The 13,633-nt window shown below is 61.7% G+C and carries 12 protein-coding genes; all 12 read left to right on the top strand.

Annotated elements, in window-relative coordinates:
* Positions 1–33 precede the first annotated feature (33 nt).
* The 12 genes from PPUTUW4_RS16680 to PPUTUW4_RS16625 all read left to right on the top strand — a co-directional run bounded on the left by PPUTUW4_RS16680 (position 34) and on the right by PPUTUW4_RS16625 (position 13,495).
* Positions 34–1,740, top strand: coding sequence for a GspE/PulE family protein (locus PPUTUW4_RS16680; protein WP_015095753.1), 1,707 nt, complete (start codon positions 34–36; stop codon positions 1,738–1,740).
* Positions 1,721–2,524 carry a hypothetical protein gene (locus PPUTUW4_RS16675; protein WP_015095752.1) on the top strand — a complete coding sequence of 268 codons (804 nt, stop codon included), beginning with the start codon at positions 1,721–1,723 and terminating at the stop codon, positions 2,522–2,524. The genes PPUTUW4_RS16680 and PPUTUW4_RS16675 overlap by 20 nt, the downstream gene beginning before the upstream one ends.
* 1 nt (position 2,525) lies before the next feature.
* Positions 2,526–3,071 carry a fimbrial assembly protein gene (locus PPUTUW4_RS16670; RefSeq protein WP_015095751.1) on the top strand — a complete coding sequence of 182 codons (546 nt, stop codon included), beginning with the start codon at positions 2,526–2,528 and terminating at the stop codon, positions 3,069–3,071.
* Positions 3,058–3,606 carry a GspMb/PilO family protein gene (locus tag PPUTUW4_RS16665; RefSeq protein WP_015095750.1) on the top strand — a complete coding sequence of 183 codons (549 nt, stop codon included), beginning with the start codon at positions 3,058–3,060 and terminating at the stop codon, positions 3,604–3,606. Before PPUTUW4_RS16670 ends, PPUTUW4_RS16665 begins: the two co-directional genes overlap by 14 nt.
* A complete protein-coding gene (locus tag PPUTUW4_RS16660; RefSeq protein WP_041474904.1) occupies positions 3,606–4,124 on the top strand; it encodes a hypothetical protein in 519 nt (172 codons plus the stop codon). Before PPUTUW4_RS16665 ends, PPUTUW4_RS16660 begins: the two co-directional genes overlap by 1 nt.
* A complete protein-coding gene (locus tag PPUTUW4_RS16655; protein WP_015095748.1) occupies positions 4,121–5,947 on the top strand; it encodes a secretin N-terminal domain-containing protein in 1,827 nt (608 codons plus the stop codon). Before PPUTUW4_RS16660 ends, PPUTUW4_RS16655 begins: the two co-directional genes overlap by 4 nt.
* Positions 5,948–5,949: 2 nt before the next feature.
* Positions 5,950–6,423, top strand: coding sequence for a type II secretion system protein (locus tag PPUTUW4_RS16650; RefSeq protein ID WP_015095747.1), 474 nt, complete (start codon positions 5,950–5,952; stop codon positions 6,421–6,423).
* A 4-nt stretch (positions 6,424–6,427) separates the two neighbouring features.
* A complete protein-coding gene (locus PPUTUW4_RS16645; protein WP_015095746.1) occupies positions 6,428–6,802 on the top strand; it encodes a type II secretion system protein in 375 nt (124 codons plus the stop codon).
* A complete protein-coding gene (locus tag PPUTUW4_RS16640; RefSeq protein WP_015095745.1) occupies positions 6,777–7,316 on the top strand; it encodes a type II secretion system protein in 540 nt (179 codons plus the stop codon). Before PPUTUW4_RS16645 ends, PPUTUW4_RS16640 begins: the two co-directional genes overlap by 26 nt.
* Before the next feature lie 1,009 nt (positions 7,317–8,325).
* Positions 8,326–8,649 (top strand): DUF6124 family protein, encoded by a 324-nt coding sequence (locus PPUTUW4_RS16635; protein WP_015095743.1) that lies wholly within the window; start codon positions 8,326–8,328, stop codon positions 8,647–8,649.
* A 191-nt stretch (positions 8,650–8,840) separates the two neighbouring features.
* Positions 8,841–11,594, top strand: a complete 2,754-nt coding sequence (gene vgrG / locus PPUTUW4_RS16630; RefSeq protein ID WP_015095742.1) for a type VI secretion system Vgr family protein — start codon at positions 8,841–8,843, stop codon at positions 11,592–11,594.
* Complete coding sequence (locus tag PPUTUW4_RS16625) at positions 11,591–13,495, top strand: phospholipase D-like domain-containing protein (protein ID WP_015095741.1); 1,905 nt, start codon at positions 11,591–11,593, stop codon at positions 13,493–13,495. The genes vgrG and PPUTUW4_RS16625 overlap by 4 nt, the downstream gene beginning before the upstream one ends.
* Positions 13,496–13,633 lie beyond the last annotated feature (138 nt).

The raw sequence follows: 13,633 nt of genomic DNA, 5'->3' as shown, positions 1-13,633 counted from the left end.
GGGTTCAAAGCCCCGGGCGTTGGAGAGCAAGCCATGGACCGTCTATCCCTTGCCGTAGAACCGGCGCAAGTGGAAGGTGTACCGACTCGTTTCACCAGTGAACAACTGGCCCAGGCCCGCGCCCTGGCCACCAGTTCCGGCGAGCGGATGCTGGACACCCTCGGGGAGTTGAGTGAACTGGCTCCCATGCCTTTCATCCAGTGCCTGGGTGTAACCCTGCACTATCCGGTGCTCGACACCGACAGCCTGTTCAGTGCCACCCCGGTGTTCGACCGGGTGACCCTGGCCCAATGCATCAAGCGAGAATTCATCCTGCTGCGTCACGACGATGCGGTCATCGGCGTGTTCGCCGACCCCTTCGACAGCGCACGCCTGGCCTGGATCGACGAATGCCTGCATGGCGCACCGCTGTACCTGGTGCATGCCGACGACCTGAAGGCCTACCTGGCGCGTCACGAAGAAAGTTTCCACGCGGTGGAGTCGCTCAACGCCCATGCCGAGGGCGCAACCGAGATCGACACCCTGCAAAGCCTGTCCCTGACCAGCATCAGCGAAGACGCCAGCGTGGTGGTCAAGCTGGTCAACTCGACGCTGTACGACGCGCTGAAAATGCACGCCAGCGACATCCACCTCGGCACCACCGGCAGCGGCCTGGTGATCAAGTACCGGATCGACGGTGTGCTCAACAACATCAGCAAGATCCAGGGCAGCGAGTTCGCCGAGCAAGTGATTTCCCGGGTCAAGGTCATGGCTGAACTGGACATCGGCGAAAAGCGCGTGCCCCAGGACGGTCGTTTCAAGATCGGCATCAGCGGCCGGCAGATCGACTTCCGGGTGTCGATCATGCCGAGCATCTTCGGCGAAGACGCGGTGCTGCGGGTGCTCGACAAACAGGACCTCGCCGACAAAGTCAGTGGCGTACAACTGCAAGCCCTGGGCTTTGAAGAAGATACCCTGCGCCAGTTGCGCCGGCTGGCCGCCGAACCTTACGGCATGGTGCTGGTGACCGGGCCTACCGGTAGCGGCAAGACCACCACCCTGTACGCGATGATCACCGAGATCAATCACGGTGTGGACAAGATCATCACCATTGAAGACCCGGTGGAATATCAACTGCCGGGCGTACTGCAAATCCCCGTCAACGAGAAAAAGGGCCTGACCTTCGCCCGGGGCCTGCGCTCGATCCTGCGTCATGACCCGGACAAGATCATGGTCGGTGAAATCCGCGACCCGGACACCGCACAGATCGCCGTGCAATCGGCGCTCACCGGTCACCTGGTGTTCACCACCATCCACGCCAACAACGTGTTCGACGTGATCGGCCGGTTCACCCAGATGGAAATCGATCCCTACAGCCTGGTCTCGGCGCTCAATGCCGTACTGGCCCAGCGTTTGATCCGCCTGGTCTGCACCAGTTGCAGCGCCCCTTACAGCCCGACAGAAGAAGAGCTGGAGGTCTCGGGGCTCGATCCGCAAAAGGTCGCTCACTACCGGTTCGTCCACGGCAAGGGTTGCGGGCATTGCCGGGGCACCGGGTATCGCGGGCGCAGTGCAATTGCCGAGTTGCTGCACCTGGATGACGAACTGCGGCAAATGATCGTCGAGCGCCAGCCCATCTCGAAAATCAAGGCCCATGCCTGCAAACGTGGCTTGCGCCTGTTGCGCGAGTCGGCGCTGGAGATGGTGGAACAAGGCCGGACCACTCTCGAGGAGATCAATCGTGTCACTTTTATCTCGTGAGCAATTTGTCGCCGTGCTCGGCGCCAGCGGTGTAGGCCTGGGGTATCGGCAAGGCAATGCAACCAGCTGGCTGGGCAGCGTCGGCTACATCGACGAAGGTTTCCAGGCCTGGGCGGTGGCCCTCGACACCCTCGACCGTTTGCTGGCCGAGCACGCCGTTGCCAGGGCGGAACTGACGGTGGTGGTCTCCGCACACTTCAGCCGCTATTGCCTGGTGCCCTGGAGCGATCAGATCAGCAGCCCGGCCGAATTGCTCGGCTTCGCCCAACTGTGTTTCGAAGACCTCTACGGTGCACCGACGCAACCCTGGAGCCTGGTGCTGTCGGCTGAACCTGCAGGTTATGACCGCATCGCCACCGCGCTGCCCCAGGATTTGCTCGAGCGCCTGCGCGCCCTGGTCAGCACGCGTGGCTTGCGCCTGCGTTCGGTGCAGCCGTACCTGATGGCGGCGTTCAACCATTTCGATAAAAGCCTTGATGCCGGGGACTTCCTGTTCGTGGTCGCCGAACCGGTACGCAGCGTGTTGCTGCTGGCCCGGGAAGGGCGCTGGGCTTCGGTGCGCTCGGTGGGCAGCAGCGACAGTGATGCGGCCCTGACGGCGCTGATCGGCCGTGAGAACCAGTTGCAGGCGTCCACCAGCGAACGACCGTTGACGGTCTACCTGCATGCGCCGGCGCGCATCGACTCGCACCCTGATGTGCCCGGTGTGCATCTGCGCACCCTCGAAGAAGACCGGACAGCCGTACGCGATTGCCTGTACGTCATGTCCCGGGCGGTGGCCTGACATGCGCCCCCTGATGCTCGACTTTCAGCCGCGCCGCCGTGCAGGTCCCCTGGGCTGGGGCCTGCTGGCCGGTGGCGTGGTGCTGACACTGACTTGCGCTCTGGTGCAGCAGCACCTGAGCAACGAGGCCGAACAACAGCAGGGCCACCTGCAAACCACCCAGAGGGTGCTCACCGGCGACAACGGCAGCAAGCCCGGCCTGACACCGGCGGAAACTCGCGAGCAGGCGCAGAACCTGGCCGAAATGCGCAAGGTCTCCCAGCAGTTGCGCCGCCCTTGGGAACGTCTGTTCGCCACGCTGGAAGCCATGCCGCGGGACAACATTGCCCTGCTGACCCTGACCCCGGACGCCCGCAAAGGCCTGGTCCGGATCAGCGCCGAGGCGATGGACCTGGACGCCATGCTCGATTTCCACCGTCGCCTCGAGGCCAGTGACGAGCTGTCCGACGTGTCGCTGCTGAGCCACGAAATTGTCGCCAACGTGCCGGAACACCCGGTGCAGTTCAACCTGTCGGCTACCTGGGAGATCGGCGATGCAAATCCATAAATTGATCGTCCACGAATACCTGCAAGGCCTGGGGGCTCCGGGGCTGGCAGGGTTGGCCATGCTGGTGCTGGCGCTGAGCTATGGCCTGGCCGGATTGCTGCCGGACTGGCAGTCGCTGCAAAGCCTCAGCCAGCAGACCCGCGAAGCCACCGAGTACCTGGCCAGGGTCGAAGACGGCACAGTGGCTGCACCGGTGGTGCCGCAACGCCAGCTCGACGATTTCCGCAGCAAGTTGCCGTCCCAGCCCCAGGCCACCGTGGCCATCGACAAGATCTACGCCCTGGCCGCCCAGGAGCGCATCACCTTGTCCCGGGGGGAATACTCCCTGGGCGTGGACCCCAAGACGCACCTGGCCCGTTATCAGATTCTGCTGCCGGTACGTGGCAGCTATCCGCAACTGCGGCGTTTCCTGCACGCCTTGCTCGGCCAGTTGCCGGCGGTGGTGCTCGAGGATGTAGAGCTTCAGCGCAAGAATATCGCCGATACCGACCTGACCGGGCGGATCCGCATGACCCTTTATCTGTCGAGGTCATGATGAATACCAAACGAGTGGCGGGCTGGGTGGCGTTCTTCGGTGTAGCGACAGCGCTCGCCTGGTTCCCCGAATACTTCAGGCAGGCTGACGACAGCGACCCTGCGGTGGCCGCCGTGGCCACGTCAGCCAAAGGCAAGGCCCCGGGCGCAGCGGCGGCTGCATCGAGCGCCGCGGCGGTAGTGCCGATCAAGGACCTGAGCCCTGCAGGCGACCTGTTCGCCGCCCGCAGCTGGAACGCGGAGCCGGCCCTCGGCACCGTCATTGAACAACCGGTAGTCGTGACTCCAGAGGTGCAGGTCCCCACTGCACCGCCGTTGCCCTTCCAGTTTGTCGGCAGGCTGGGTGACCGTTCCGATCTGCAGGTGTTCTTGCAGAGCGGCGAAAAAATATACGTCGTGCGCAAAGGGGATGTCATCGACGAAACCTGGCGGCTCGAGCGCATTTCCGATAAGGAACTGAGCCTGGTCTACCTGCCTTTGCGTTTGGCTCAGACTCTGTCTGTGGGGAGTACGGAATGAACAAATCCCGTTTGCTGATGAGCCTTTGTCTCTGCGCAGGGCTGGCTGCATGCAGTTCGGCGCAGATCGCCAAGGACGAAGCTTCCGCCCTGATGGAATCAGGCCAGTACGAAGCCGGTCTGGCTCGCATCGAACAGGGATTGCGCGAGAACCCTCGCGATACCGATCTGCACATAGCACTCAATAGCGGCCGGGCCCGCGCCGTGACGGCACTGCTGACCCAGGCCGACATGGACCGCGCCCAGCGTAATTTCGCCGGGGCCCGCATGGGCTACAGCCGGGTCCTGAGCATCGAACCGAACAACCGTCGTGCCCAGGACTCCCTGCGTCAACTCGACTACCTGCGCAGCATGGACGAGAAACTCGAAATGGCCCGTGGCGACCTGCGTCGCGGTGACATCTACGGTGCCGACCGCCAGGTCAAGCAGATTCTCGAACTGGACCCGCAGAACGAGGGTGCCCGGGAACTGCAAGACAGCATCCGCCTGGTGCAGAGCCGCAACGTGGTGCAGTACCCGCAGCTGCGTACACGCCTGGACCGGCCGGTGACCCTGGAGTTTCGCGACGCCAACCTGAAGACCATTTTCGAAGTGCTGTCCCAGGTCGCCGGCCTGAACTTCATCTTCGACAAGGACCTGCGCCCGGACATGAAAGCCACGATCTTCGTACGTGATGTGCGCATCGAAGACGCCGTGGAACTGCTGCTGCAACAGAACCAGTTGCATCAGAAAGTGGTGAATGAAAACACCTTGCTGATCTACCCGGACTCTCCGCAGAAGCTCAAGGATTATCAGGAACTGGTGATGCGTACCTTCTACCTGACCAGCATCGATGCCAACACCGCGCTGAACATGATCAAGACCATGCTCAAGACCCGCGACGTGTTCGTCGATGAACGCCTCAATACCCTGACCATGCGCGACACGGGCGACGCCATCCGCATGGCGGAAAAACTGCTGCAATCGCAGGACCAGTCCAACCCCGAAGTGGTGCTGGAAGTGGAAGTGATGGAAGTGGCCCGTCAGCGCATTCTCGACCTCGGCCTGCAATGGCCCAACACCTTCGGTGTGATCAACAGCGACGGCTCGCCAGTGTCCATCCTTGACCAGCTCAAAGGTATCGACTCCAGCCGGATTTCCATCAGCCCGGCGCCACAGGCAAAGATCAACGCCCAGGACAAGGACATCAATACCCTGGCCAGCCCGGTGATCCGGGTGAGCAACCGCGAACAGGCGCGCATCCACATCGGTCAGCGCGTGCCCATCATCAGCGCCACCTCGGTGCCTTCGACCCAGGGGCCGGTGATCACCGAAAGCGTGACTTACCTCGACGTCGGTCTGAAGCTTGAAGTGCAGCCCATCGTGCACCTGAACAACGAAGTGGCGATCAAGGTCGCGCTGGAAGTCAGTAACGCCACGCCGCTGGCGCCGACCGCTCAGGGCACCATCCCGGTCCAGGTCGATACCCGCAACGCGCAGACCACCTTGCGTCTGCATGATGGCGAAACCCAGATCCTCGCCGGTCTGGTGCGCAACGACCATGGCAGCAGCGGTAACAAGATCCCTGGCCTTGGCGACATTCCTGGCCTGGGCCGCCTGTTCGGCAGCAACAAAGACGACATCAGCAAATCCGAACTGGTGCTGTCGATCACCCCGCGGATCGTGCGCAACCTGCCATACCAGAGCCCGTCGGACATGGAATTCTCGACCGGCACCGAAACCAGCATGCACATCCAGGCCCCTGACCGTTCGATGAGCACGACGGTTCAGACCGGCCCCATGAGCGCACCGATCGCCACCACGGTTACTGTCGGGAAGCCTTGATCATGAGCGCCTCGCAACGCGGTTTTACCCTGGTCGAAGTCGTGGTGACGCTGGCCCTGGTCGGCCTGTTGGCCGGCATGGCCGCACCGCTGACCGAGACGGTGGTGCGCCGTGGCAAAGAGCAGGAACTGCGGACCGCGCTGTACCAGATCCGCGATGGCATCGACGCCTACAAACGCGCCTTCGACGCCGGCTACATCGAGAAGTCGCTCGACAGCAACGGCTACCCGCCGAACCTGAAAGTGCTGGTCGAGGGTGTACGTGACGTGCGCAGCGCCAAGGGGGCCAAGTTCTACTTCCTGCGGCGCATCCCCCGTGATCCGCTGGCCACCGTCAAGCGTGACGACGAGGGCGGCTGGGGCCTGCGTGCCTATGACAGTTCGGCTGAGAACCCGCGTGAGGGCCAGGACGTCTTTGACGTTTACTCCAAGGCCCGGGGCAAAGGTCTCAACGGCATCGCCTATCGTGAGTGGTGAGCATATGCGTCGGCAAAAGGGTTTTACCCTGTTGGAACTGATGGTGGTCATGGCAATCATCGCGACCCTGATGACGATCGCCATGCCACGCTACTTCACCAGCCTGGAAGCCTCGAAAGAGACCACCCTGCGCCAGAGCCTGTCGTCCATGCGCGAGGCGCTGGATCACTACTACGGCGACACCGGGCGTTATCCCGACTCCATCGAACAACTGGTCGAACTGCGCTACCTGCGTAACCAGCCGCTGGACCCGATTGCCGAGCGCAAGGACACCTGGGTCGTGGTCGCGCCACCGGATGGCGTGGCGGGCGGGGTGGCCGATATCAAGAGTGGCGCCAGCGGGAGGGCGCGTGATGGCAGCCTTTATTCCGAGTGGTAAGCCTTCGGGTCAGGACGGCTTCACCTACCTGGGTGTGCTGTTTCTGATTGTCGTGATCGGCATGGGCCTGGCCAGTGCCGGCGAGTTGTGGGCCACCGCTTCACGCCGGGATCGCGAACACCAGTTGCTCTGGGTCGGTACGCAGTATGCCCAGGCGCTGCGCAGCTATTACCGCAGTTCGCCCGGCGTCGCCATGTACCCGAAAGAGCTCGCGGACCTGTTGCAGGACGAGCGCTTCCCGTCGGCCAGGCACCATATCCGCCAGTTGTACCCGGAGCCGATGACGGGGGGCGAATGGGAGCTGATGCGCGGTATCGACGGACGGATCAGCGGTGTGTACTGCCCGTCCGAGCAGAAGCCGCTCAAACAAGAGAACTTTCCCAGCGAGTGGTCGGACTTCAAAGGCATGGCCAGCTACAAGGATTGGCAGTTCGTGGCCGAGAAAGTTGTCCTCGATGGCACCGAGGGGCTGCCGAAAGAACAGTCCACCGCGCCCCAGGCATTGCAGCCTTGAACCTCGGGAGCGGGTTTTAACAGCCAGCACATTTGCGCCAAATGTACCTGGTCCAATTGTGGGAGCGGGCTTGCTCGCGAAGGCGGCCTGACAGCCGACCTGTCTTTTGTTGACTGTGTACATATCCGTTTTTTTGGTAACGGCGGCTTATGGTTCCGCTCTTACAGCGGGTCACTTTTGGCAAACGCCCGGAGTGCCGGCCCAGCCAAAAGTAACCAAAACGTCTCGCCCCTTACGTACGGCCCCTCGCCAAGGCTCGGGGTTCCTTCGCTACGGTATTCATCCGGGGGCATTGCCCTCCGGTCGGCTTCGCTTCGACCTACATGCAATGAGTTCGACTGCGTCGAACGGCGCTGCGCGCCCATCCCCGGATGAACACCTGCGCTCAGCCTTCCGAGGGGGCGGGTGGATCAAGATCAAAAGCTGCAGGCGAGCTAACGCTCGGCCTGATGAGTGGTGAGGAGCGTGGGGGGACGCGGATCTGCTTTTGCTCTGCTCTTCTGTGGGAGCGAGCTTGCTCGCGATGGCGGCCTGCCAGCCAACCAATTTCTTTCGAATGTACCCAGCCCAACTGTGGGAGCGAGCCTGCTCGCGAAGACGGCCTTGCAGCCAACGAAAATCCTCTGCCTCACACCAGCAAAATGGCCAGAAATTATGGATGTCAGGCAAGGCTGTAGGACCAGGAGTGAGGCTACACCGCCTTGCGTCGTTGCCTACAACTACGCCAGAATCCGCCGGCTTGTGGGCCTTGGACCCTGACTCTATCGTTGTCGGGTCGCTGCAAATTCAGCGACCGGATTTAGCGATCCGAACAGATACAGGGACACCAGCACTCCAGTCTTGATTGCATTCGTTTCTATGCCTGCAATTTGATTATGGCGGCTGTGCGTCGGAGACCTTCGGGTCTGCCGGGTTTGCCTGTAACCGGTTCGCTAACCTTCGTACAGTCGCCACCCTTACTTGTTTAGCGACAGGTCTTGGTGGTTCCAGTTTCTACAGGAGCTCCACCATGTTCAAACCCACACCCAATCCCCCCGAATCAGAAACCGATACCACCCGGAGTGCATCAACTCTCCACCTCAAACCCGCCATCCTCAAGAACAACGCACCCCACAACCCCAGCACAATGTTCATCATCGCGCCAAACATCGACACCGAAAGCCTGTTGGCCCACGCCTGCGAATCGCTGGCCTCGGCGAGCGTCATGGCCAGTGATTTCGCAACATTCCTGGATGGTCCGCAACGCAGCATGTTGCTGGGGATCCAGCAGGTGATCATGCTGGCGGACCTGGCAGTCAACCGCGCACTGGATAACGTCGCCCCACTGGACTAAGCGCTGAACCTAGTGGCGCGGGAGCCAGCTTCCTCGCCACAGAAAGCACATCAACTTTTGGATGCGTCCTACGCACACTTCGGAAACATCCTATATCAATCTTTTTTCCCTTCCTGAAAGCTGCCCAGCGTTTGAACGAGGGTGGCAACGAAGCCTCCCCGTCCGCTTCAAAAGCCAAGGGAGGCCTGATTTTGTCCAACACACCGCGCACCTTCTTCGACCACAGCCGCCACACACTCAAGATCGACCAGCTCGACACCCACCTCGACGTCCTCACCTTCGAGGGCCATGAGCACCTTAGCCAACCCTACCTCTACCGCATCGAATTCACCGCCAGCGACCTCGACATCGGCGCGGAAAAATTCATCGGCCAGTACGCCGAGTTCAGCCTGTACGACGCACCGTCCAACGTGCCCGTGTTCGACTGGGAAGTGCCCAGACCGCCCAAGCCCCTGCGCACCGTCTATGGCCGCATTACCGCCTGCCAGCGCCTGTCCGGCTCAATCGACGAAGCCCGCTACGAAGTCACCCTGCAACCGCGCCTGGCCCTGCTCGATCGCGGCCAGCAAACGCGGATCTATCAGCACCAGTCCGTGCCAGACATCGTCAAAAGCATTCTGCGCGACCGCCACGGTCTGGACACCGGGCACTTTCGCTTCAACCTCAAGCGCGAATACCCGCAGCGCGAGCAGGTGATGCAGTACCAGGAAAGCGACCTGGCCTTCATCAGCCGGATCCTGGCCGACGTCGGCATCTGGTACCGCTGCATCCAGCACGAAGAGCTCGCCTTCGACGTCGTCGAGTTCTGCGACGACCAGCGCTGCTACCAGTTCGACGTCGAGCTGCCGCTGCGCTCGCCGTCGGGCTTCAGCAACAGCGAGCAGGACAGCGTCTGGGCCCTGAAAACCCGCCACCGGGTGGTGGAACAGCAGGTCAGCGTACGCGCCTATCACCCCGACGACAGCCGTGCCTACCTCGACGGCGAGGTCGACCAGACCCGCGGCGAGCCCGCCACCCACGGTGTGGCCACAACCCGCGGCGTCGCCGACAACACCTACGGCGACGCCTACCACTACGCCGAACCCTATCGCGTGCTCGGCAAGTCCCACCTGCGCGACGAAGACCTGCAAAGCGAAAGCGGCTTTTTCTACGCGCGCCTGCGCCACGAACGCTACCTCAACAACCAGACCCACCTCAGCGGCACCAGCAGCAGCGCCACCCTGGCCCCGGGTCAGGTCCTGACCATCAGCGGCGGCGCACCGAAGGCCTTCGCCTCCCGGGTGGTGATCACAAAGATCACCACCCGCGCCGCCCGCGACCGCAGCCTGACCTGCGATTTCGAAGCCATGCCCTACGCCTTGCGCTTGTGCTTTCGCCCACCCTTGCTAGCCAAACCACAAATCGCCGGCACCCTGCCGGCACGCATCACTCACCCCCAGAGCAACCCCCTGTACACCGAAATCGACATGCAAGGGCGCTACCGGGTCAAATTCCTCTTCGACCGCGACACCTGGCCCGCCGGCCGCGAAAGCAAATGGCTGCGCCAGGCCCGCGCCTACGCCGGCGACACCTACGGCCTGCACCTGCCGCTGATCGCCGGCACCGAAGTGGCGATCGCTTTCGAACAGGGCGATCCGGACAAACCCTACATCGCCCACGCCCTGCACGACGACCAGCACCCCGACCTGGTGACCCAGCGCAACGACCACCGCAACGTGCTGCGTACGCCGGCCAATAACAAGTTGCGCATGGACGACACGCGGGGGCAGGAGCACGTCAAGCTCAGCACCGAGTATGGCGGCAAGAGCCAACTCAACCTCGGGCATCTGGTGGATGGCCAGCGGAAGAAACGTGGGGAAGGGTTTGAACTGCGTAGCGATGGTCATGGTGCCATTCGTGGCGGCAAAGGCCTGTTCATCAGTGCCGATGCGCAGACCAAGGCGCAGGGCCCGGTGCTGGACATGGACGCTGCCGTCGGCCGCCTGCAACAGGCCGGCGAACAGCTGCAAAAGCTGTCGGTCGACGCCCAGGCCGCCAATGCCGAACCGGCGGACGTAACGGCGCAACTGGACTTGCTCAAGCAAGACCTGGAGCAGCTCAAGGCCTCAGTACTCTTGCTCAGCGCCCCGCAAGGCATCGCCCTGACCAGCGGGAAGCACCTGCAACTGGCGGCGCAAGACAACCTGATGCTCAACGCCGGCGGTGAAGCCGACCTCAGCGTGGTCAAGCGCCTGTTCATTGGCGTCGGCCAAGGCCTGAGCCTGTTCGTGCGCAAGCTGGGGATCAAGCTGATCGCCAATCAGGGCCCGATAAGCGTCCAAGCGCAAAACGACAAGCTGGAACTGATCGCCCGGCATGGCCTGGACATAACCAGCACCGAAGACGAAGTCCACATCACCGCGAAGAAGAAAATCGTCCTCAACGGGGGCGGCAGCTACCTCAGCCTGGAACAGAGCGGCATCGAATCGGGCACGGCGGGCGACCACAAGGTCAAGGCGGCGCATTTCGAATACAGCGGCCCGGCGAGCATGAAGGCCACGCATCCGGATTACCCGCAAAGCCTGTCCAGACAAATGCTGCGATTCAACGTATCGCAAGCCCCCAACACCCACCACCAAGTCTGGGCTGGCATGCCTTACACGCTTTACGCCGATGGTGCCGAGCTCAAGCAAGGTGTGCTGGACGATTCCGGGCAGCTGCTGATCGACCATCAGGTAGTGACCCGGGGCTACCGGTTGGTGATGGCCAACGGTGTGACCTACCAGATCCCGGTACCCACCGACTATCGCAACGCCGAGCAGGCGGAACTCGCCAATCGTGGCTTGCACAACCATCCCTCACAAGCCGATGCCGAGGTGAGTCAACCCACATCGCACACGGATCACCGAGGCCTGTATGCCACGGTGATGGAAGGAGCCAGTGATCAGGAAGGGAAAAACCCATGAGCCAATACGAAATCGTCACACCGGTCGCACTCCAGCACACCCAAGAGGTGACCTGTACCCCGCCATGGTATGTGCGTAATACCGAATACCCTCCCGCCATGGCGACTTATCAACCATTGATCAATGGGGAAGAAACGTTCCGGGCCGTGCACCTGGCCATTTCAAAGGCCAAGGCAACCGTCGACATCATCTGCTGGGGCTTTCAGCCGTCGATGTATTTCATCCGCGATGGAATATCGCCGTGTATCGGTGAATTGCTGATGGCCATGGCGCGAGAAGGCGTCAAGGTGCGGATACTGGGGTGGGAAATGCCATTCAATACCGCTGGCAAAGCCGGAGAAGCCAACCTGCCCGGTAAAGGCCCATTCCGATACCACGACCGGGAGCTGCAACCCTCCACGGATGAGCAATATGCTTATGACCGCCAGTGGTTTGCCAACTGTTCGCTTGCCGACAACATGGCCGCTGCGCATCTGGCGGCTCGCGGTACTCCGGTGTTCGTCAGTCGCGGTTTCAGCGTGTTTGAGAGGGCCGAAATAGCCCATCAGGCGATGTACAAAAGTCTCGACCCACAAGTCAGCGCCACTACGCAATTCATCCTGACCGCGACAGCGACCCATCATCAAAAAACCGTTCTCGTCGATTATGAACTGCCGGACCGTGCCGTCGGTTTCGTCATGGGCCACAACATGCTCGACGAGTACTGGGACACCAATGACCATCTGGCGGTGAACCGTGCCAAGGACACCAAGCCTGCCCCCAACAAGGGGCCGCGTGGCGATACCCCACGCCAGGACATTTCAAGCCAGGTCAGCGGGCCGATCCTGGAACACCTGCATCACAACTTCGCCAGCGCTTGGCGCAAGGAAACCGGCGAGGACCTGCTCGACCTGCGCCAAGCCAAAGTGGTAGGGCCGCAACTGCAATGCGCCCCGGACGCCACCCGACAAATCGCGCAGATCCTGCGCACCCAGGCTCAGGAGGGCAAGCGCGATATCGAGAAGCTTTACCTGCAAGCCGTCAACAACGCGACCCAGTTCATCTACATCGAGAATCAGTATTTCCGCTGGCCGCCCCTGGCCGAACTGATCAAGGCCGTCGCCGCCGGCCAGACCAAGGCTGGGCGCGACCCAGCCATACACGGCCCCTTGCACCTGTTTGTGATCACCAATGCAAGCAAGAGCGGCATTGGCTCCGGCACCGTGAACACCCAACGCATGCTCGAAAGCCTCGGGCGCGGCCATACCATGCCTGCAATCACCAAGTTACGGCGGATTGAAAAGGCAAAAGTCGAGGCCGCCGCGCTGGAGTCCGGCCTGGGCGAACGCCTGGAGCAGCATGCCCTGGTCACACTAACGAAACTCACCGACGCATTGGGCGGAACCGATTTCAGCGACGAGGCCAGGGAGGCCCAGCGGCGCAAGAATCTGGACAACGATTTGCGCAAAGGCTCACTCCAGAGCCAGATCGAGGCAATCGAGGGTGAGACTTTTGCTCAACTACCGGAACTCTCCGGCCTGAAAGTCCATGTGTGCTCGCTGGTCGCCCCCGACTCGCCTGCTGGCAAAAAATGGATGGAGGTGTACATCCACTCCAAGCTGATGATCGTCGACGATGTGTTCACCACTCATGGTTCGGCCAACATCAATACGCGCAGCATGCAGGTGGATAGCGAACTGAACATTGCGCATGAGTGGGCGAGTGTGACGCAGGGGCTGCGGCGGCGGTTGTGGGAGATGCATACGGACAAAAGAGGGGCGCAGGACAATCCGGAACAAGCGTTTATAGCTTGGCAGAAGATTATTAAGGAAAACAAAAGCCGTCAGACAGACGAGCTTGTTCCCTACGCCCCCCTCGTCGAGTTCTATTTCGGCGATTCCAAACTGTCGGACCTCGACTGATGCGCCCGGTCTTGTTGCTGGCATGCCTGCTGCTGGTCGCCTGCGATACCAGTAATCCTACTTCTACTTCAACCAAGGAGACGCCCTTGAACCCCTTAACTGAAGCCAAGGCCAAGCTGGCTTTCAGCTGTGTACACG

The sequence above is a fragment of the Pseudomonas sp. UW4 genome (genome assembly GCF_000316175.1).
Taxonomy (GTDB): domain Bacteria; phylum Pseudomonadota; class Gammaproteobacteria; order Pseudomonadales; family Pseudomonadaceae; genus Aquipseudomonas; species Aquipseudomonas laurylsulfatiphila.
Note: the sequence above shows the minus strand (reverse complement) of the source record. Positions and strands in the feature narration are given on the sequence as shown.

Coding starts and splice junctions, on each gene's coding strand:
- PPUTUW4_RS16680 (WP_015095753.1), top strand. CDS start 34: ATGGACCGTCTATCCCTTGCCGTAGAACCGGCGCAAGTGGAAGGTGTA.
- PPUTUW4_RS16670 (WP_015095751.1), top strand. CDS start 2,526: ATGCGCCCCCTGATGCTCGACTTTCAGCCGCGCCGCCGTGCAGGTCCC.
- PPUTUW4_RS16665 (WP_015095750.1), top strand. CDS start 3,058: ATGCAAATCCATAAATTGATCGTCCACGAATACCTGCAAGGCCTGGGG.
- PPUTUW4_RS16660 (WP_041474904.1), top strand. CDS start 3,606: ATGAATACCAAACGAGTGGCGGGCTGGGTGGCGTTCTTCGGTGTAGCG.
- PPUTUW4_RS16655 (WP_015095748.1), top strand. CDS start 4,121: ATGAACAAATCCCGTTTGCTGATGAGCCTTTGTCTCTGCGCAGGGCTG.
- PPUTUW4_RS16650 (WP_015095747.1), top strand. CDS start 5,950: ATGAGCGCCTCGCAACGCGGTTTTACCCTGGTCGAAGTCGTGGTGACG.
- PPUTUW4_RS16645 (WP_015095746.1), top strand. CDS start 6,428: ATGCGTCGGCAAAAGGGTTTTACCCTGTTGGAACTGATGGTGGTCATG.
- PPUTUW4_RS16640 (WP_015095745.1), top strand. CDS start 6,777: ATGGCAGCCTTTATTCCGAGTGGTAAGCCTTCGGGTCAGGACGGCTTC.
- PPUTUW4_RS16635 (WP_015095743.1), top strand. CDS start 8,326: ATGTTCAAACCCACACCCAATCCCCCCGAATCAGAAACCGATACCACC.
- PPUTUW4_RS16625 (WP_015095741.1), top strand. CDS start 11,591: ATGAGCCAATACGAAATCGTCACACCGGTCGCACTCCAGCACACCCAA.